At 74.3% G+C, this 20373-nt stretch carries 13 protein-coding genes and 1 pseudogene; 9 read left to right on the top strand and 5 right to left on the bottom strand.

The annotated features are described in order from the left end of the window. Positions 1 to 75: 75 nt before the first annotated feature. Positions 76 to 1221 carry an extracellular catalytic domain type 1 short-chain-length polyhydroxyalkanoate depolymerase gene (locus tag ABD901_RS18220; protein ID WP_345128139.1) on the bottom strand — a complete coding sequence of 382 codons (1146 nt, stop codon included), beginning with the start codon at positions 1219 to 1221 and terminating at the stop codon, positions 76 to 78. After that, a complete protein-coding gene (locus ABD901_RS18215) occupies positions 1218 to 1760 on the bottom strand; it encodes a hypothetical protein (RefSeq protein WP_345128138.1) in 543 nt (180 codons plus the stop codon). The genes ABD901_RS18220 and ABD901_RS18215 overlap by 4 nt, the downstream gene beginning before the upstream one ends. 132 nt (positions 1761 to 1892) lie before the next feature. Here ABD901_RS18215 and ABD901_RS18210 point away from each other — a divergent pair. Next, positions 1893 to 2678: pseudogene (locus tag ABD901_RS18210) on the top strand (dolichyl-phosphate beta-glucosyltransferase); the annotation flags it as partial. A gap of 21 nt (positions 2679 to 2699) precedes the next feature. Here ABD901_RS18210 and erm read toward each other — a convergent pair. Together erm and ABD901_RS18200 are read right to left on the bottom strand one after the other, a co-directional pair. Further along, on the bottom strand, positions 2700 to 3476 hold the full coding sequence (erm, locus tag ABD901_RS18205; protein WP_345128137.1) for an ErmE/ErmH/ErmO/ErmR family 23S rRNA (adenine(2058)-N(6))-methyltransferase: 777 nt from the start codon (positions 3474 to 3476) through the stop codon (positions 2700 to 2702). A gap of 344 nt (positions 3477 to 3820) precedes the next feature. After that, positions 3821 to 4729 carry a LysR family transcriptional regulator gene (locus ABD901_RS18200; RefSeq protein WP_345128136.1) on the bottom strand — a complete coding sequence of 303 codons (909 nt, stop codon included), beginning with the start codon at positions 4727 to 4729 and terminating at the stop codon, positions 3821 to 3823. Between the two features lie 699 nt (positions 4730 to 5428). Here ABD901_RS18200 and ABD901_RS18195 point away from each other — a divergent pair. From ABD901_RS18195 to ABD901_RS18185, 3 genes are all read left to right on the top strand, one after another. After that, positions 5429 to 6148 (top strand): aldo/keto reductase, encoded by a 720-nt coding sequence (locus ABD901_RS18195; protein ID WP_345128135.1) that lies wholly within the window; start codon positions 5429 to 5431, stop codon positions 6146 to 6148. A 70-nt stretch (positions 6149 to 6218) separates the two neighbouring features. Beyond that, a complete protein-coding gene (locus tag ABD901_RS18190) occupies positions 6219 to 7739 on the top strand; it encodes an MDR family MFS transporter (RefSeq protein ID WP_345128134.1) in 1521 nt (506 codons plus the stop codon). A 156-nt stretch (positions 7740 to 7895) separates the two neighbouring features. After that, entirely contained in the window at positions 7896 to 11123 is a 3228-nt protein-coding gene (locus tag ABD901_RS18185) for a DUF4132 domain-containing protein (protein ID WP_345128133.1), read from the top strand. 316 nt (positions 11124 to 11439) lie between these two features. Here the strand turns inward: ABD901_RS18185 and ABD901_RS18180 are convergent, their stop codons facing one another. Then, a complete protein-coding gene (locus ABD901_RS18180; RefSeq protein WP_345128131.1) occupies positions 11440 to 13353 on the bottom strand; it encodes a glycosyltransferase family 39 protein in 1914 nt (637 codons plus the stop codon). Between the two features lie 136 nt (positions 13354 to 13489). Here ABD901_RS18180 and ABD901_RS18175 point away from each other — a divergent pair, with 136 nt between their 5' ends. From ABD901_RS18175 to ABD901_RS18155, 5 genes are all read left to right on the top strand, one after another. Continuing rightward, complete coding sequence (locus tag ABD901_RS18175; protein ID WP_345128130.1) at positions 13490 to 14368, top strand: NAD(P)/FAD-dependent oxidoreductase; 879 nt, start codon at positions 13490 to 13492, stop codon at positions 14366 to 14368. 13 nt (positions 14369 to 14381) lie between these two features. Then, positions 14382 to 15335 (top strand): DNA polymerase domain-containing protein, encoded by a 954-nt coding sequence (locus tag ABD901_RS18170; RefSeq protein WP_345128125.1) that lies wholly within the window; start codon positions 14382 to 14384, stop codon positions 15333 to 15335. Beyond that, positions 15332 to 15880 (top strand): GrpB family protein, encoded by a 549-nt coding sequence (locus tag ABD901_RS18165; protein WP_345128124.1) that lies wholly within the window; start codon positions 15332 to 15334, stop codon positions 15878 to 15880. The genes ABD901_RS18170 and ABD901_RS18165 overlap by 4 nt, the downstream gene beginning before the upstream one ends. Before the next feature lie 74 nt (positions 15881 to 15954). Beyond that, a complete protein-coding gene (locus tag ABD901_RS18160) occupies positions 15955 to 17163 on the top strand; it encodes a sugar efflux transporter (RefSeq protein WP_345128123.1) in 1209 nt (402 codons plus the stop codon). A 149-nt stretch (positions 17164 to 17312) separates the two neighbouring features. Then, positions 17313 to 20135, top strand: a complete 2823-nt coding sequence (locus ABD901_RS18155) for an AfsR/SARP family transcriptional regulator (protein ID WP_345128121.1) — start codon at positions 17313 to 17315, stop codon at positions 20133 to 20135. The last annotated feature ends 238 nt before the right edge of the window (positions 20136 to 20373 follow it).

Raw genomic sequence — 20373 nt, 5'->3', positions numbered from 1 at the left:
CGAGGCCCATGATCGGTTAGGTGTTCGGGTGTAAGGTCGAGGGACCGGAAGCGCGACGGCCGAGCTGGGTTGGCTTCAACGCCTGGGATGCGCCGCAAAGAACGCCCAGAACACGGCGGTGGCATCCAGCGCGGTGGACGGCTCATCGGTCCCGAGCACCTTCTGCACCAACGGCTTCGACGCCGACCCCGGCCACTGATGCCCGGCACCGTCGATGGTGACCAGCTCGACGGCCCGCCCCGCCGGACACCGCGCAACACTGGTCGTCACGACCCCGGCCACGACGGCCGACGGCTCCTCGCACCCGTCGACCGCCCGCCAGCTCGCGACGACCTCGGCAACGGGCGGCCCGTCGATGCGGGCGACGCCGTCACCTTCGGCGCCGTCCATCCGGATGCGCGTGTCGGCGGCACCGTGGATGTGCAACACCGACACCGGCGCCGGCTTCGGACACGCGCCGAGCAGCGTCGCCGAGTCGGGGCCGATCGCGGCGAACAGGTCGGTGTCGCACGCCAGGCGGTAGGCCATGAGGCCACCGTTGGAGATGCCGGTGGCATAGACTCTCGAGGGGTCGACGCCGCCGGGGACGATGTCGTCCATCTGCTCCACGACGGCCCGCAGGAACGCCACATCGTCGACGCCGGCGCGGCCGGGGACGCCGCAACAGCTGCCGCCGACGTTCCAGGCTCTGTCGAGGCCGTCGGGGTACACGACCGCGAAGCCCTCGGCGTCGGCGAGTGCGTCCCAGCCGTAGTAGCCCTCGGCCTGCTCACCGGTGCCGAAACCGCCGTGGAGCATCATGACGAGCGGTCGCGGATCGGAACCGGCGCGGCCGCCCGCGGCGCCCGCGCTCGCACCGCCGCCCGCGGCGCCCGCACTCGCAGCGCCACCCACGCCGGCCGCACTCGCAGCGCCACCCACGCCGGCCGCGCTCGCTGCGCCAGCCGCGCCGCTCGCGCTCGCAGCGCCGCCGGAGCCGTTTGCGCCGGGAACGCCATTCGCGCCTCCCGGCTTTCCGGACAAATCGCCAACCCCGGATGCGTCCGGGCCATGAGGCGCGGCCGCGGTCGTGGGTGGCAGGTGCCAGCGGAACGTCCGCTCGCGGCCGTCGATCACGATCGTGCGCTCGGGCTTCGATGTGCGCTCGCGCTGGTGCTCCCGGGCGCAGCCAGACACGACCGAGAACACCAGCAACGGCGCTAAAAGCCCATAAATCCTCATTTTTGCTTTGGAACCACCACGAGGCGGGCGGTCTGCGGGTCGCTCTTGATGCCGCCGATGCCGATCTGCGCGCCGACGGAGACCTGGTCCAGTGAGGACTTCGCGCCCGCGGCGACGACCTTCGTGTCGGTGTTGGTGGTCCACGTGAGCGTGAAGCCGTCCGTGGACTTCACGGTGAGGGTGCCGTCACCCTTCGCGGTCACCGTGCCGCGCTGGGCCACCACGGTCTGCGGGCCCTGCTTGGTCTGCACGACGACCTCGCCGTGCAGCATGTGCTTGCGCAGCCGCACCCGAATCCGGTGGCGCAGCGCGTTCTTGCCCGCGGGGCCTGCGGTCGTGGACGGGGCGGCGGCGGGGGCCAGGTCCGCAGCCGACGCTGGGACGCCGAGCGCGGCCAGCGCGGCGCTCTCCACGCCGTCGTCGGCGACGTCGACGCTCACGGTCTCCATGTCGTCGCCGGGGCGTACGGCGTCGCAGCCCGCGGCGCCGAGCACCAGGCAGCCGGTCAGCAAAGCGGTGAGTACACGGTGCTTGCTCATGCCACACACTGTGCCCGCCGGCGGGCAGCGCTCGGTCAGCACCGTGTACGAATCCCGTAAGCAACCGAGTTGCCAGGCCACGCCCAGGATTCTGGCGACGTCGTCACAAGATCCGGCGCGAGTGTCGACGGCATGGAGATCACCGCGAACCCGCCAGTCCTCGACGTCGTCGTACCCGTCCACAACGAACAGCACACCCTCGAGCGCTGCGTGCGCACGCTGCACGCGTTCCTGCGGCTGGACATGCCGTACACCTTCCGCATCACCATCGCCGACAACGCCTCGACGGACGCGACCCTCGACGTCGCGCACAGCCTCGCCCGGCGCTTCGACGGCGTCGTCGTGCACCACCTCGAACGCAAGGGCCGCGGGCACGCCCTGTCGGAGGTCTGGCAGCACTCCGACGCCGACGTCCTGGCGTACATGGACGTCGATCTATCCACCGACCTCGGCGGGCTGCTGCCGCTGGTCGCGCCGCTCATCTCCAACCACTCCGACATCGCCGCCGGCAGCCGTCTGGCCCACGGCTCGCGGGTCGTGCGCGGCCCGAAGCGCGAGTTCATCTCCCGCTCGTACAACCGGATCCTTCGCACCACCCTCGGCGTCCGCTTCTCCGACGCCCAGTGCGGCTTCAAGGCGGTACGCCGAGACGTCGCCCGGCTGCTCCTGCCCCTGGTCCGCGACACCAACTGGTTCTTCGACACCGAACTGCTCGTGATCGCCGAGCGCGCCCGCCTGCGCATCCACGAGGTGCCGGTCGACTGGGTCGACGACCCGGACAGCCGCGTCGACCTCGTCGCCACCGCGCTGGAGGACCTGCGTGGCGTCGCCCGCCTGCGCCGCACCCTGCGCGACGGCACGGTCCCGGTCGCCGACCTGCGCGCCCGAGCCGGCCGCGGCGCACTGACCCCGACCCCCGTCCTCGCGACCGCCGCATGATCACCGCCGGCTCAGCAACCGGAACAACGTCAACCACTGCTCCGGCCACACCAGCCCGACGGGCGTCGCCGCGCTCAGCCGCAGCGCCCGGAACGCCCCCGCCACCCGCGCCGCCGGATACCGCCGGCACAGCGACGCATGCAGCGACCCGCCAACCCCTGCAAAACCAAGATCTACTATCCTCCGGTACTCCCCGAGCCGCCCCGCCTCCACGAGTGGCTGCGGCCGGCGGCTGAGCCGCAGGATGCCCCCGTCGACGCCGGGCACCGGCCGGAACGCGCCCCGAGGCACCCGCCCCGCCAGCGCCCAGTCGAACTGCGGCCAGGTCCGGATCGTCAGCCGCGACCAGCGCCCGTAGTCTCCGGTCCGCTTGCGCGCGTACTCCAACTGCGTCAGCAGGGTCGCCGAGGTCAGTCCCGGCGCGTCGAGACACCAGCCCACAACGCCGGACGTCAACGCGTACGGGATGTTCCCCACCACCGCAAACGCCTCCCCCGGCGCGTCGGCGGCAAGGAAGTCCCCGACCCGCACGGTGAGCCCCGGCACCCGCGGCAGCGCGGCCGCCAGCCCCGGGTCGACCTCATAGGCGATGACCCGCCCGGCCCGCCGCACGAGCTCGGCGGTGAGCGCCCCTCGCCCGGCACCGACCTCGACGACGAGATCCCGCCGCCCTACGGCCGCGGCATCGGCGACCCGCCGGACGGCACCCGGATCGGCAAGCAGGTTCTGCCCGTAGACGCGACGGGCGCGCGGATGTGCAACACGAATTCGAGACATGACCAGGGTTCCCTGTCGTACGGACAGGAGCCATCGCGGCCCCGTCCGGCGCGGATGCGGACACGGAAGGGCCCTGGTACGTACCTAAGAGATTCGGCGTGCGATCGGTGTGAGCAGGCGACCGTCAGGCCTGGACGACCAGGGCACGACGCCGGTTGCGCAGACGCGCGGCCGGCATCATCGCCGGCGCCAACAGGGCATGCGTCATGGTCATCGCCCGACCGTAACAGCGCGGCGCCCGCAGCGCTCCCCGATTATTCGCTCGGCGCCTTTCCAGCAGTGGCCGCCCGCACTCGTCGTAGGGCGTCCTAGGAAACTAGGACTAGCCGATCGATCCGGGAGCGCTACGACGCCGACGCTGAGCGGACGGCGTCGGACAGCGCAGTCAGGGCGGCAACGACCGAGGGGCGCGGCGACGTGGTGGCCCGCCATACAGCGAAGACCCGGCGTACGGGCGGCGGCTCGACCGCCACGAACCGCACCCCCGCCGGCACCGCGTCCCGGCCCAGCCGCGGGATCACCGCCACCCCGAGCCCAGCGGCCACGAGCGCCAGCTGCGTCGAGTGCTCGGCGGCGGTGTGCACGACCCGCGGCTCGACCCCGATGCCGCGCAGGGTGCCGACGAGCCAGTCATGACAGATCTGCCCGCGACTCCAGCTGATCCACTCCTCGTCCCCCAGCTCGTCGACGGCGACCGACTCCCGCTCGGCGAGCCGGTGCCCGGCGGGCACGGCGACGTCGAACCGATCGTCGAGCAGCGGGCGGCGGGCGAGCTCGTCCGGCACGGCCAGCGGGTCCGCCGCCCAGTCCTGCACGACCGCGACGTCGGCCTCGCCGCGGCGGACGGCCGGGATCGCCTCGTGGGGCTCGAGCTCGGCGAGCCCGACGGACAGCGCCGCATGCCGCTCACGCAGCTCTCGCAGCGCGCCCGGCATGAGCCCTCGCGCCGCGGTCGCGAACGCCGCGACGCGTAGGTCGCCGGCCACCACGCCGCGGTGCTCGGCGAGGCTGGACTCGACCCGCTCGGCGTGCGCGAGCAGCTCGGCCGCGTGCGCCGCGAGCAGCGTCCCGGCCTCGGTGAGGCGCAGCCCCCGCCCGTGGCGCTCGGCCAGCTCCTGGCCGGTCTCCCGTTCGAGCCGGGCAAGCTGCTGCGACACCGCCGACGTCGTCACGTGCAGCACCGCCGCCGCGCCGACCACCGAACCCGTCGTCGCCACCGCATGCAGCACCCGCAGGCGCTCCAGATTCAGCACCGTCGCCGCTCTCCCGCTCCTTGTCGCACCGTCCACCGTCCCGTCCCACCGACCGCACCACGGCCGCCGCACCACAACGAACGCACCACGGCCACCGCACCACCGCCGCTACACCACGGCCACCCGGCCACGGCCACCCGGCCACCGCACCCCGGTCGCCGCACCGCGGTGACGGCACCCCGGCCGCAGCACCCCGGCCGCCACACCACGGTGACGGCACCCCGGCCACCGCACCGGCGACCGCACCCCCGCGGCGACGGCACCCCGGCCAGAACCCCCGGCCACCGCACCCCGGTCGCCGCACCACGGTGACGGCACCCCGGCCACCGCACCCCGGTCGCCGCACCACGGTGACGGCACCCCGGCCACCGCACCCCGGCCATCGCACCTCGGCGAGGCGCCCAACCGCAGCACCAGGGCGGTCGCAGCACCGACTGGCCACTGTGGACGGTTCGGCACCGGCCCTGGCCAACTGGGGAGCTCGGCGAGCGATGTCGACCTGGCCGACGGGCACCGTGTGCGGCCGGTGCTTGGGCCGGTTCCGAGTGGCGTTGGCAATCGGGTGCGGGCTTGGGAGTCGTGGATGGGCGCCTCCAATCTCGTAGTGATGCTACGCGGTCGGTCTTAGAAAGAGTCGATTGTGCTTAGCGGTCTGGTTCGGCAGCGTTTGGGGTACCAAAGCGGAAAGGGCTTGAAGAAATGCTGAACGTGAACCGGATCGGGTTGGGGGCCATGCGGCTCACCGGAGGGCCGGCGTGGCTGTCGCGCGACGAAGGCATCGCGATCGCGCGGCGGGCCGTCGAGCTCGGGGTGCAGTTCTTCGACACCGCGGACTCCTACGACCTGGGGCGCAACGAGGAGCTGCTCGCGGACGCGCTGCACCCCTATCGCGACGGCGTCATGGTCGCGACCAAGGGCGGGCGGATCTGCGTCGGCGGCGAATGGTTCGACCTCGGGCGGCCCGAGTACCTGCGCCAGCAGGCTGAGCTGTCGCTGCGGCGGCTGCGGGTCGAGTGCATCGACCTGCTCCAGCTGCATCGCATCGATCGGACCGTGCCGCTCGCCGACCAGGTCGGAGCGCTACGGCGGCTGCAGGACGAGGGCAAGGTGCGGCTGGTCGGGCTGTCGGAAGTCAGCCTCGACCAGCTGCGCGAGGCCGAGGCGATCACCGCGATCGCGAGCGTGCAGAACAGGTACAACATCGAAGATCGCGCCTCCGAGGACGTGTTGGACTACTGCGAGTCGCGCGGCATCGCGTTCATCCCCTGGCGTCCCGTGGCGCCTGCGGCGGACAAGGTGGCGGCGCTGGCCTGGCTGCTGCGCCGGTCGCCCGTGATGCTGCCGATTCCGGGGACGTCGTCGATGCGGCATCTCGAGCAGAACATGTCGGCGCTCGATGCGTATCGGGCCACGGTCTGACATACCAGCGGCGTACGTGGCGGTGGCGGGGTGCGCGGCGTGCGGTACCGAATCCAAGTAAGGTGTGGCCATGCGGGAGGCCACTTTCACCGGGCGCGCCGGAGTCGGGTTGCGCTCGGAGCGCGGGCCGGTGCTCGGCTCCGTGATGCTCACCACCGGACTGGTCGCGCTGGACAGCACGATCATCGCGACCGCGGTACCGTCCGTGGTGCGCGACCTCGGCGGGTTCTCGCATTTCCCGTGGCTGTTCTCGATCTACCTGCTCACCGCGGCGGTCATGACGCCGCTCTACGGCAAGCTCGCCGACGTGCTCGGGCGCCGGCCCGTCATGTTCTTCGGCATCGCCGCGTTCCTGGCCGGGTCGGTGCTGTGCGGCGCCGCGTGGAGCATGCTGACGCTCATCGTGTTCCGAGCGGTGCAGGGCATCGGCGCGGGCGCGATCCAGCCGATGAGCATGACGATCATCGGCGACCTGTACACGGTGCAGGAGCGAGCGCGCGTGCAGGGCTACGTGGCCGGCGTGTGGGGCGTATCGTCCGTGGTCGGGCCGACGCTCGGCGGGGTCTTCGCCGAGTACCTGTCGTGGCGCTGGATCTTCTTCATCAACGTGCCGCTGGGCCTGATCGCGGTGTGGATGCTGGCCCGTCACCTGAAGGAGAACGTCGAACGGCGGCAGCACCGCATCGACTACCTCGGCGCGGCGCTGCTCATCGGCGGCTGCACGCTGCTCATCCTCGGCACGCTCGAGGGCGGCATCAGCTGGGCCTGGCTGTCCGCGCCCAGCGTCGCCATCTTCGTGGTCGGCGCCGCGCTGGTCACGGCGTTCGTGTTCGTCGAGCGGCGCGCGGCCGAGCCCGTGCTGCCGCTGTGGGTGTTCCGGTATCGCACGCTCGTGGGCGGCAACCTGGCGGCGGTGACGATCGGCGCGCTGGTCATCGGGCTGAGCTCGTACGTGCCGAACTTCGCGCAGGGCGTGCTCGGCACCGGAGCGCTGCTCGCCGGGTTCGTGGTCGCGGCGATGACGCTGGGCTGGCCGATCGCGGCGACGCTGTCCGGCCGGGTGTACCTGCGCATCGGCTTCCGCAACACGGCGCTGATCGGCAGCGCGATCATCATCGCCGGCACGGTCATGGCCGCGCTGCTCACGGAGCAGACCACGGTCGGCATGATCTCGCTCGCGTGCTTCGTCATCGGCGTCGGGCTGGGCCTGGCGTCGGCGCCGACGCTGGTCGCCGTGCAGTCGGTGGTCGGCTGGGACCGCCGCGGCGTCGTGACCGGCACGAACATGTTCTCGCGCTCGATCGGCAGCGCGGTCGGCGCGGCGGTCTTCGGGGCGATCGCGAACACAACGCTCGACCGGCGCTTCGCGGCCGCCCCGCCGGACGTGCGGCCCGCGCTCGGTTCCGGCGCCGACGCGACGAGCATCGTGCTCAAGGCCGGTCACACACCGTCGGCCGTCGCCGATTACGTCCGATCCAGCCTGTACACCGCGACGCACAACGTCTTCGTCGCGCTGGCCGTCGTCGGCGTGTGCAGCCTGCTCGTGCTGCTGATGATCCCCCGCAAGATCGAGGAGCTCCCGCCGGCGTGACGGTCCACTGACCGAGCGTGACCGCCTCCGAAAAATTGTCGGGGGGTCTGGCTAACGTGTCGGCCATGAACGAGAACACGTTCGTCCTCCCGGATTCGTGGCGGCGCTCCATCCATCCGCGCCGCGGCGGTGCGCCGGTCGGCTACGAGCCGGTCGGTGCGGCACCCCCCGGACACGGCGCGGGCGAGCGGCCCGCTCGGGCACCCCGACACCCCGCCCGACCTGGCTGCGGCGGGGCTGGCGGCGCTCGACGGGACGGCGACGCCGCTGGGCGTGGCGGCGATGTGGGCCGCCCTGCTCGGCACCGCTGGCCGCTACGAGACGGACGACGTTGGCAGTGTCGGCGACGACTGGGTCGCCCGGCACGGGCCGGTCTTCGCCGCCCGGATCGCCGCCGAGTTCGCCGGGCTGTCGGTGGTCGCGCTGCACCGGCGACCGAGCGACAGCGGGCCGCTGGCGCTGGTGCGCACGCCGGACCGCTGCGGCGACGGCGCCGATCACATCGCCGCTCGGGTGCTCGCGCAGGTGCGGGCGGCCCTCGCGGCGGCACCCGCCGTTGTGTACGCGGAAGCGCTGACCGCGCTGTGCCAGGCGCGCGAGGGCTCGACGTCGGCACGGATCGCCACATCGTTCCTCGCCCCGACCGAGACGCAGTGGGTGGACGCGGACGCGGCCGGTTTTCCCGCCGGGCACCTCCACGCGTCGCTGCTGATGGCGTCGGTGTCCACTGTGGAGCAGGCCGCGGCGATCGTGCCCCGGCTGAGCCGGGCCGGATGGTGGCACCTGCACGAGCCGGCGATGCTGCACACCCTCGCCGAAGGGCTCGGCGACGGGATCCTCGACGTGTTCGCCGACGACTGGGCGGGGCGCAGCGGGTACGACGGCGGGTTCAGCCTGACGCAGTTCCTCCTCGACCTGGCCGACGCGCTGGCGGCGCTGCCGACCGACCGGGCGTTCCAGGCGCTGCTCGACCGGGCGGCCCGACCAGGCGTGCCGGCCGCCGTCGTCGTCGCCGCGGGACGCTTCCCCGTCCGGGCGATGCGGCTCATGGACGCGTCCGCCGGGCGGCCACGGGTCGGCGACCTGCTGCGCCGCCACGCCGCGCGCTTTGCGGACCTGGCCCCCGAGCGGCTGCGCGTCGCGAACCGGCCGAGCGCCGGGGTGGCGCCGGTCGAGGCGCTGCCGGCGGTGCTCGGCGCGCCGCCGTGGGCCACGCGTCCCAAGGCGTCCCGGGCCATCGTCCTGGCCGGTCTGCGCTGCACCGACCCGCCGGAGATCGTGTGGCGGCCGGGCGAGGAAGAGCGGTATGCGGCACGGCTGGCCGGCAAGCCCGTCGAGTGGAAGGACTATCCCGGCTACGCCGAGCGCCTGGCGAGCGGCACGGCCGAGGCGTGGGAGATGCGCTGGCTGCTGCTCGAAGGGCCGGAGGAGCTGGGGCGGGCGGCGCTGGCGGGGTACCGGCCGGGCGAGGCCTGGCGCGACGCGCGCAGCCTGGCCACGGCCGCGGTGCGCTTCGGCGTCGACGTGCTCCCGCCGCTGGTGGACTGCCTGCACCAGCGCCCCGCCGACGGGGAGCTGCTGATGCCGTTCGTCAGCCCGGAGGTCGCGCTGCTCATGGCCGACTGGCACGCGCGGCTGCGCAACGCCCGGCGGACGGCACTGGCGTGGCTGCGGGCGCACCCGGCGCCGGCGGCCCGGGCCCTCGTGCCGGCCGCGCTGGGCAAGGCCGGTCCGCAGCGACGCGCCGCCGAGCAGGCCCTGGTCATGCTCGCCGGCGCCGGGCAGCGGGCGGCCGTTGTTGAGGCCGCCGGCGGGTACGGGCCGGCGGCTTTGGAGGCGATCGCCGAGCTGCTCGACACCGACCCGCTGGTGCGGCACCTGCCGGCCCGCATCCCGGAGCCGCCTGCGTGGGCCGGCCCGGCCCTGCTGCCGCCGGTCCGGCTGCGCGGCGGGGGCGGCACCCTGCCGGGCGACGCGGTGCGGCACCTGCTGACGATGCTGATGATGTCGCGGCTCGGCGAACCGTACGCAGGGGTGGCGCACGTCCGCGCGGCGTGCGAGGAGCACGACCTGGCCCGGCTCGGCTGGGAGCTGCTGCAGCGCTGGGACGAGGCCGGCGCGCCGCCGGCGGATGCCTGGGCCCTCGATGCGCAGGCGCTCCTCGGCGACGACGAGACCGCGGCGGGGCTGGCCGAGTCGGTGCAACGGTGGTCCCAGGAGGAGGCGCACAAACGGGCCACATCGGGACTCGACGTGCTCGCCGCGCTCGGGACCGGCGCGGCGCTGCGGCAGCTGCGCGACATCGCCACCCGGGTGCGGGCGACGGCGCTGCGCACGCGCGCCGAGCGGCACCTCGCCGCGGTCGCCGAAACCCTCGGGCTGACCGCCGATCAGCTCGCCGACCGGCTGGTGCCGGACTTCGAGCTCGCACCCGACGCGACGACGCGGCTGGACTACGGGGCGCGGTGGTTCGTGGGCGGGTTCGACGAGCAGCTGCGGCCGTACGTTGCGGAGGAGGACGGGACGCGGCGCAAGGACCTGCCGGAGCCGTCCGCCCGCGACGACGAGCGGCTCGCGGCCGCGGCCCGCAAACGGTTCGCGGCGGCGAAGACCGGTGTGCGGAAGATCGCCGCCGAGCAGGTCCGGCGGCTCGAGCAGGCGATGGTCACCGGGCGGCGGTGGAGCGCGGCGGAGTTCCGGGCGGTGCTCCTGGAGCATCCGTTGCTGTGGCTGCTCGCCCGGCGGCTCGTGTGGATGACCGGCGGCGCGCCGGGCGGGAGCGGCAGGGCGCTGCGGGTCGCGGCGAACCACGGTCTGGCCGCCGGCGACGCGCCGGGTCGGGGCGGCATGGCGCTGCGGGTCGCGGAGGACCGCAGCCTGGTCGACGTCGACGGGCGCAAGGTGCGGCTGGCCGACGACGCGGTCGTCCGGGTCGCCCATCCGGTCGAGCTGGACGTGGCGGCGTGGGTGGAGGTGTTCGAGGACAACGGGCTGGTGCAGCCGTTCCAGCAGCTCAAGCGGGTGGTGGAACGGCTGGGCGACGAGGAGCGCGCAGCGGTGCGGCTGGCGCGGTTCGACGGGCAGAAGGCGCTCAGCGTGAAGGTGGTCGGGCTCGAACGAAGGGGGTGGCGGCGGGAAGGGCGGCGCGGCGGCTATCAAGGGCGGATGGAGCGGGAGGTGCCGGGCGGGGCGCGGGTCGTCGTCTGCCTCGAGCCGGGGATCCTGCTCGGGAGTCCGGGGCACCATCCGGAGCAGGAGTTCAGCGACGTGTGGGTGTGCCCGGCGGGTGGCGAATCGTGGGGCGACGAGCGTGGCGTGCGGCTCGGCGACCTCGATCCGGTGAGCGCCTCGGAGCTGCTGCGCGACCTGGGCTCGTGCTTATGACGGAGCGCGCTGACAGCGCGGGCGAGCTGGGCGACTGCCTGTAGCGACGGCGAGTCGGGAGCCTGCACCTGGCAACACAGGGCCGCCGCTCCTGATCGGTCGGTTCCGAGCACGGGCACGGGCACTGGCGGCGGGCACGGACGGCGGGGCACAGGCACGGGCGGCGGGCGGTGGGCACGGACGGCGGGACACAGGCACGAGCGGCGGGCCGGGGAGACGGGGAGACGGGGAGACGGGCGGCCGCAGATGCGAGTGCGCGCCCGGCCTGGGTGGTCGGGCGCGCACTCTCCAAGGGGGTGAGGAAGGTCGTTGAGCGCTACTTGGTGAGCTTGTAGACGGTGGTGTTGCCGACGGTCTCGGCGGTGTAGTTCGCCGCCACCCACGTGGCGATGTCGCCGTTGCCGCCGCCGCCCATGCCGCCGCGGCCGCCGCTGACGTAGTACGCGATCTCGCCGCGGGAGACGGCGGACTGGAACCACGACAGGGTCGGGGCGGGGTCGGAGCCGTCCCAGCCGCCGATCGCGATGACGGACTTGCCGGTGGAGAGTTCCAGCTCCGCGGCGGACTGGTCGCCGTTCGTGGCGGCGGCCCACTTCGTCGTCGTTGACTTCAGCAGGGTGGTCAGGTCGTCGGCGTTGGAGGTGGTGGCACTGCCGGCGCCGGGGAAGCCGGCTGTGCCGGTGCCGCGGTTGGCGAAGCCGCCGGGGGAGCCGAAGCCGCCGAATCCGGATGCGGCGGACGGGCCCGAGGACGGGATGGAGCCCGCGTGGGGCTGGTTCGCGGTGGCCAGGGCCCAGGCCGACGTGCCGGCGAAGGCGGTCAGGGTCGCGGTCAGGGCGACGATCACCGCGGTTCGCCTCGCCGCCGCCGCGGTGGCGCCCGCCGCGATCGCCACGGCGGCGGCGCCGCCGACGATGAGGACGGTCCAGCGCAGCCAAGGGGTCCAGGACGAGACACGGGAGAGGAGGGTGAAGTCCCAGGCGGCGGTGACGAAGACCATCGCGGCCAGGATCAGGCGGGCGACCGTCGCGGCGCGGGCGCGCCACAGCTCGCGGGCGCCGATGGCGACCAGAGCGGCGATCGCGGGGGCCAAGGCGACCGTGTAGTACGGGTGGATGGTGCCGGACATATAGCTGAAGACGATGCCGGAGACGAACAGCCAGCCGCCCCAGACGATCAGGGCGGCGCGGGTGAGGTCGGTGCGCGGGGCGCGGCGAGTGAACCACAGGCCGGCGAGCAGGGCGATGAGCGCGGCGGGCAGCAGCCAGGAGATCTCGGTGCCCATGCTGTCGCCGAAGAGGCGGGTAATGCCGGTGGAGCCGCCGAAGCCGGCGTTCTGCATGCCGCCTCCGCCGCCGCCACCGCCGCGGTTGCCGTTGCCGCCGAGGATGCGGCCGAGGCCGTTGTAGCCGAGGGCGAGCTCCAGGAGGCTGTTGTTCGTGGAGCCGCCGATGTACGGGCGGGAGGACGTCGGCCAGAGGGCGACCAGGGCGACGTACCAGCCGGCCGAGACGACCAGCGCGGCGCCCGCGGTCAGCAGGTGCACGAAACGGCGCGACAGCGTGGTGGGGGCGGCGATCAGGTAGGCGAGGGCGAAGCCGGGCACGACGAGCAGGCCCTGCAGCATCTTGGTGAGGAACGCGAAGCCCAGGGCGGTCGCGGCCAGGGACAGCCAGGCCGGGGAGGCCTTCTGCACGGCGCGGGTCGTGCAGTACGCGCCGGCGACGAGCAGCAGGGTCAGCAGGGCGTCGGGGTTGTCGAAGCGGAACATGAGCACGGCGACCGGCGTGAGGGCCAGCGCGGCGCCGGCGAACAGGCCCGCGGCGGCGCCGAAGTGGCGCTTCACGGTGGCGTACAGCAGGGCGACCGCGGCCACGCCCGCCAGGGCCTGCGGTACGAGGAGGCTCCAGCTGTTGAAGCCGAAGATGCGGCCCGACAGGCCCATCACCCACAACGACGCCGGCGGCTTGTCGACCGTGATGACGTTGCCCGCGTCCAGCGAGCCGAACAGCAGGGCCTTCCAGCTCTGGGTGCCGGCCTGCACGGCGGCGGCGTAGAAGCCGTTCGCGGTGCCGGAGTCGCCGAGCCGCCACAGGTACAGCACCGCGGTGAGCAGCAGCAACGCGGCGAGCGCGGGGCGTTGCCAGGCGGGGCGGGCCGTGGCGGCGCCGTGGCGGGCGCGAGGCGCGGCGGCGGGCCGGGCGGAGCTGGGCAGCGTCGTCGTGGTCATGGGCTCGACTCTCGGGCGCGCGGCTGTCTCGGACGTGCGAGCAACCTGCACGCCGGCTGTGAACCGGCACCCGCCGGCCTTGCCAATTCAGCAAGACGCTTTGCGGCAGGCGCACCGGCGCGGCATCGTCGTAGGCATGAATGAGCGATACGACGTGATCATCATCGGCGGTGGGGCCGCGGGGCTCAGCGGGGCGCTCACGCTCGCGCGGGCGCGGCGGCGGGTCCTCGTCGTCGACGGCGGGCAGCCGCGCAACGCGCCCGCCGAAGGGGTGCACAACTACCTCGGGCGGGAGAACACGCCGCCCGGCGAGCTGCTGCGGATCGGGCGTGCGGAGGCGGGGGCCTACGGGGCGCAGTTCGCCGAAGGCAACGTCGTCGACGCGCGGGCCGAGGGCGGCGGGTTCCGGGTCGAGCTCGACGACGACACCAGCCACACGGCGCGGAAGCTGCTCGTGGCCAGCGGGTCGACGGACGAGCTCCCGGACATCGCGGGCGTGGCCGAGGGGTTCGGGCGGTGGGTGCTGCACTGCCCGTACTGCCACGGCTGGGAGGTCCGCGACCGGCGCATCGGCGTCATCGCGACCGGCGCGATGGCCGCGCACCAGGCGCTGCTGTGGACGCAGTGGAGCGACGACGTCGTGCTGTTCACCAACGGGCGTGAGGTCGCGGGGGTACCGGCGAAGGTCCGCGTCGTCGAAGGCCCGGTGCAACGCGTCGAGGCACAGGGGGTACACCTGGGAAATGGCGCATTCGTCGAACGCGACGCCATCGTGGTGCAGACGGTGCCCACGGCCCGGGCCGGGTTCCTGGCGGGGCTCGGGCTCGCCACCGTGGACCTCGTCATGCAGGGCGAGGCGGTCGCGACGTACGTGCCGGCCGATCCCACCGGGCGCACCGACGTGCCGGGCGTGTGGGTGGCCGGGAACGTCACCGACCCGATGGCGCAGGTGATCGTCGCGGCCGGCGGCGGGCTGAAGGCCGCGGCCGCGATGAACATGGAGCTGCTCGAATAGGTACGGTGTGACGGTGAGCACCGGCGAGGAACGCGACGGGGTCGCGCTGACCAACCTGGACCAGCCGCTGTTCGAGGGGGCCGGCGCGAGCAAGCGCGACCTCGTCGACTACCTCGACGCGGTGCGGGACCGGATCGTGCCGGTGCTCGCCGACCGGCCGCTGTCCGTGGTGCGGATCATGCGCGGCCAGGACTCCTTCATGCAGAAGAACGTCCCGAAGTACACCCCGGAATGGGTCCGCACGGTGCACATGTGGGCCGAGACGTCGAAGCGTTACGTCGCCTACGCGCTGTGCAACGACCGGCGCACGCTGCTGTGGTTCGCCAACCAGCGCGCCGTGGAGTACCACCCGACGCTGGTGCGCGCCGACGACTGGGCGCACGCCACGCACATGGTGCTCGACCTCGACCCGCCGGAGGGCGACGCGTTCGGGATGGTGGTGCGCGCCGCCGGGCTGATCCGCGAGACGCTGACGGCCGCGGGGCTCACCGGCGCGGTGAAGACCAGCGGCGCGAAGGGGCTGCACATCTTCGTGCCGATCACACCGACGCCGATGGAGGACGTCGCCGCGGCCACCCGGGCGATCGCGGCGCGCGCCGAGCGGCTCGACCCGGCGATCGCCACGACCGCGTTCATCCGCGACGACCGTCAGGGCAAGGTGTTCCTCGACCCGACCCGGGTCGGCGGGGCGACGGTCGTGTGCGCGTACAGCCCGCGGCTGCGGCCGGGCTGCCCGGTGTCGTACCCGCTCGACTGGTCCGACCTCGACCGGGTCTCGCCGCGCGACTTCACCGTCCACACCGCGCCGGGGCTGCTCGGCGCCGCCGATCCGTGGGCGGCGAGCATGCCCGCGCCGCAGGACATCCCGGCCGACCTCGTCGCCGAGGGGCACACGATCCCGGTGCCGCGGGTGCAGGCGATGCACGAGGGGAAGCGGCGCGCCCGCGCCAAGCGGGCCGAGGCGTGATCCGCATCGACCCCGCCGCCGCGGCCTGGGCAGTGCGCGGGCGGGAACTCGCCGCCGCCGTGCACGCCGCGGCGGCGCCGGCGTCGCTTCGGGTCGAGCACATCGGCAGCACGGCGATAGCCGGGATGGCCGCGAAGCCGGTGTACGACCTGCAGATGAGCGTCGCCGCCCTCGACCCCGGCGCCCTCGACGCGCCGCTGGGCGCCGAAGGGTTCGTGCGCAAGCGCTACGAGCACGACCACGTGCCGGCCGGGCGCGACGAGTCGCCCGAGCGGTGGCGGAAGCTGATGTACGCCCGCGAAACCCCGGAACCCGTGAACCTGCACGTCCGGCTGGCCGGCTCGCCGAACGAGTGGCTGGCGCTGCTGTTCCGCGACTGGCTGCGGGCACACCCGGCGGCCGTGGCCGCGTACGCCGCGTTCAAGTCGGTCCTCGCCGGGCACGTCACCGACCTCGGCGCCTACACCGACGTCAAGGACCCGGTGGTGGACCTGGTGGTCGCCGCGGCCGAGGACTGGGCGGCGGCCACCGGCTGGCGGCCCTGAGCCGCCAGAGTGACGTACCAGACTCCGGCCGATAGCGGGGAGAGCGCTTCCACGAGATCGCGTAAGGTGCGCACGTGGTTTCGGGCATTAGCGTCGAGGCGCCCGCCGGCGTCGCCGGCCGGGTCGGGCGCACCCTGGTGCCCCTCGGCGTCATGTTCTTCTTCGTCGGGCTGTCCACGGCGGTGGTCGGCCCGTTCCTGGCGCTGTTCCTCAGCACCGAGGTGCACGCCGGCCCGGCCCGGGTCGGCGTGTACCTCGTGGCCGGGCCCCTCGCCGGCATCGCGTCGTCGTCGGTGCTCGGCCGGCTCTCCGACCGCCGCCCGATCCGCCGCCGGCTGCTGCTCACCGCTGCGCTGGCCGGCTGCGCGGGCTCGATCACGACCGCGTTCGTGCGCGAGTACTGGGTGCTGTTCGCGCTCACCATCACCGTGACCGCGATCAGCGGCGCGCTGTTCCCGCAGTCGTTCGCCTACGCCCGCGAGGTGCTACAGCAGCGCGGCTCGACCCGGGCCGCGATGGCGATCAGCACGCTGCGGATGCTGTTCTCGATCGCGTGGGTGGCCGGCCCGCCCGTCGCCGCGCTGCTTTTGCAGACCGGCGGTTTCCGGGTGTTGTACCTCACCGCCGCCACCATGTACGCGATCGCCGCCGGCATCGTGGCGCTGCGCCTCGACGAGGTGTCGCCGCCGGAGCACGTCGAGCGGCCGGCGGCGGGCCGGGCGGGCGCGAAGGTGTGGCTGACCGTCGCCGCGCTGGCGCTCATGCAGAGCGCCGGGGTGCTCGGGGTGCAGGCGATGTCGCTGTACCTCGGACACGTGCTGCACGCCCAGGTGCGCGACGCCGGCCTGGTGCTCGGCCTGTGCGCCGCCCTGGAGATCCCGCTCATGCTGGCGTTCGGCGCCCTCTCGGCCCGCTACCCGCTGCGCCGGCTGATCATCCTGGGCAGCGCGCTCGGCGCCGTCTACTACGCCCTGGTGGCCCTCGCCACGCACAGCTGGCAGGTCGCCGCGCTGCAGCTGATCAACGCGAGCTTCATCGCCGCCGTGCAGGGCCTGGGCATCTCCTACGTGCAGGAGCTGCTGCCCGGCGAGCCGGGCCGGGCCGCGACGCTCGCCGGCAACGCCTTCCCGGTGGCGGCGATCCTTGCCGGTCCGCTGCTCGGCCTTGCCGCGACGCTCGGATACCGCTACGCGTACGCGGCCGGCGCCATCCTCTGCGTCGCCGGCCTGGCCTTGCTCGTGGCCACCGTCCGGCGCGGCCCGGCCGCACCCGCACCCGCCTGAGATCCGCGAACGGCGGGCCGGAGCCCGCACGCCTGGCACCGATCGCGCCGACGGCGCCTCCCCGTAGGCGCTGGCCCCGGCCCAGCCGTGTACCGGGACTGTACGAATCACCTCGATAAGTTTCCGATACGTCCGGTACAAAGGGTCCGATGGAGCTCGACGTGCGGGTGCTGGGCCCGCTGGAAGTCCGCCGCGACGACGTCGTGCTCGACCTCGGCACCCCCAAGCAGCGCACCGTCCTGGCGCTGCTGCTGTTGCACGCCAACCGCCAGGTGACCGCCGGCCGGGTGGTCGACGAGCTGTGGCCGGGCGCCGCGCCGAGCTCCGCCGGCGCCAACGTGACCACCTACCTGAGCCGGCTGCGCCGCGCGATGGCCGGCGGCGGCTGCGCCCTCGAACGCCGCGACGGCGGGTACCTGCTGCGCATCGAACCGCGCGCGATGGACGTGCAGCGCTTCGCCGAACGGGCGGCGCGCGGCGACACGGCGTGGGCCGCCGGCGGTGCGGTCGCGGCGGCGCGGCACTGGGAGGCGGCGCTGTCGACGTGGCGGGGCGCGGCGTTCGAGGGCCTGCCGACCGGCCCGGAGCTCGACGCGGCCCGCGCCGAGTGGCAGGAACGGCGCCTGTCCGTCCTCGAGCGGCACGCTCGGGCCCGGCTGCGCCTCGGCCGCCCCGGTGACGTCGCCGCCGAGATGCGCCGGCACACCCTCGCCGAGCCGCTGCGCGAGACCGGCTGGCTGCTGCTCGTGGCCGCGCTGTGGAGCTCGGGGCACCCGGCGGCGGCCCTCGAGGCGTACGACCGGGCCCGCACCGTGCTCGGCGAGCAGCTCGGCGTCGACCCCGGCCCGCGGCTGCGCGGGCTGCACCGGGCGATCCTCGCCGACGACGCCGACGCCCTGTGGAGCCTGCTCGACGACGCTCCGGCCGCCGATCGCCCCGATCGCACCTCGGTCCGCGGCCCGGCCCAGCTGCCCATGGACGTGCCCGGCTTCACCGGCCGCGCCGGCGAGTTCGACCGCCTCGACGCGCTGCTGGAGCGCGACGCCGGCCAGCCGACCGCGGTCGTCGTCACCGCCGTGTCGGGCATGGCCGGCGTCGGCAAGACCGCCCTGGCCCTGCACTGGGCGCACCGGCGGGTCGCGCACTTCCCGGATGGGCAGCTCTACGTCAACCTGCGCGGCTTCGACCCGGCCGGCGCGGCCGCGAGCCCGGCCGAGGCGGTCCGCGGGTTCCTGGACGCGCTCGGCGTGCCGGCCGCCCGCATCCCCGCCGACCTCGACGGGCAGGCGGCGCTCTTCCGCAGCCTCATGGCCGGGCGCCGAATGCTGGTGATGCTCGACAACGCCCGCGACTCCGAGCAGGTGCGCGCCCTGCTGCCCGGCGCGCCCGGCTGCCTCGTCGTGGTGACCAGCCGCAACCGGATGGCCGGCCTGGTCGCGCTCGAGGGCGCGCGGCCGCTGCTGCTCGACGTGCTCGACGCCGGCGACGCCCGGCGGCTGCTCGCCAACCGCCTCGGCGAGCAGCGGGTGGCGGCCGAACCGGACGCCGTCGACGAGATCGTCGCCGGGTGCGCGGGCCTGCCCCTGGCCCTGGCGATCGTCGCGGCCCGCGCGGCCATCAACCCGCGGGTCGAGCTGGCCGCGTTCGCCGCGCAGCTGCGGGAGGCCGACGGCGGCGGCCTCGACGCGCTCGCCGAGCCGGACCTGCCGGCCGACGTGCGTGCGGTGTTCTCGTGGTCGTTCCGGCAGCTGAGCCCGGCCGCGGCCCGGCTGTTCCGGCTGTTGGGCGGGCACCCCGGCCGCGACGTGTCGGTGCCGGCCGCGGCGAGCCTGGCCGGCGCCGGTGCGGACGAGGCGGCGGCGCTGCTGTCCGAGCTGGCACACGCCAACCTGCTCACCGACCACGTCCCCGGCCGGTACACCCAGCACGACCTGCTGCGCGCGTACGCCGTGGAGCTCGCGCACGCCCACGAGCGCGACGACGATGCCCGGGCTGCGCTGCGCCGGCTGCTCGACCACTATGTGCACACGGCGCACGCGGCGGCGATGCTGATCACCCCGCACCGCGCCCCGCTCGACCTGGGCCCGCCGGCGCCGGGCGCCCTCGTGACCGCGCTGGACTCCCCCGACGCGGCCGTGGCCTGGTTCGCCGCCGAGCGCGCGGCCCTGGTCGCGGCCGCGGTGGCCGCGGCGGCGAGCGGATTCGGGCGCGAGACGGGCCGGCTGGCGTGGGCGGTGACCCCGTTCTTCTCCCGCCAGGGCCACTGCCACGAGTGGGCCGCGACGCAGGAGGCCGCGTTACGGGCGGCGATCGAGGACGGCGACGAGGCCGGCCAGGCGGAGGCGCACCGCGCCCTGCTGCGCGCGTACGGCCGCCTGGGTCGCGAGGAGCTGATCGCGCCGCACCTGGAGCGCGCCCTGGAGCTGTTCGAGCGGACCGGCAACCCGATCGGCCGCGCGCACACGTACCTCAACTACGCCCACGTCCTGACCGTGCGCGGCCGCCACCGCGAGGCCCTGGAGCCCAACCGGCAGGCGCTGGAGCTCTACCGCGCCGCCGGCGACGAGCTGGGCGAGGCCGACGCGCTGAACTCCATCGGCTGGCAGTCCGGCCTGCTGGGCGACCACGAGCAGACCCTCGCGTACGGCCGGCAGGCGCTCGCGATCTTCCGCCGCAACGGCGTCGCCCAGCGGGAGATCAACACGCTGGACAGCATGGGCCACGCCTACCACCACCTGGGCCACCTCGGCGAGGCCATCGCCTCGTACGAGCAGGCCCTCGCCCTCGCCGAGCGCGCCGCTGACCACTACAACGAGGTCGAGGTGCTGATCCACCTCGGCGACACCCTCCACGACGCCGGGCGCGGCGCCGAGGCGCGGGAGCGGCGGCGGCAGGCCCTGACGCTGCTGGAGACCCTCGACCGCGCCGACGCCCCCGAGATCCGCGCCCGCCTCGTCGCCCAGCTCGCCTGACCGACCCGCGAGCAGCCCGCCTGACCGACCCGCGAGCAGCCGGGCTGGGCAGCGCGCGAGCAGCTCGCCTGACCGACCCGCGAGCAGCCCAGCTGGGCAACCCGCGAGCAGCCCGGCTAGGCAGCGCGCGAGCGGCTCGGCCGATGATCTGGCCGAATCGCTGTGACCGCGCGCGTGTGCGCGAGGGCCGCGGCGCCGTGGTCGAGGTGCTGGTGACCTCCCGTAGGCCTGGGGCGGG

Source organism: Dactylosporangium darangshiense (assembly GCF_039537565.1).
Lineage (GTDB): Bacteria > Actinomycetota > Actinomycetes > Mycobacteriales > Micromonosporaceae > Dactylosporangium > Dactylosporangium darangshiense.
Note: the sequence above shows the minus strand (reverse complement) of the source record. Positions and strands in the feature narration are given on the sequence as shown.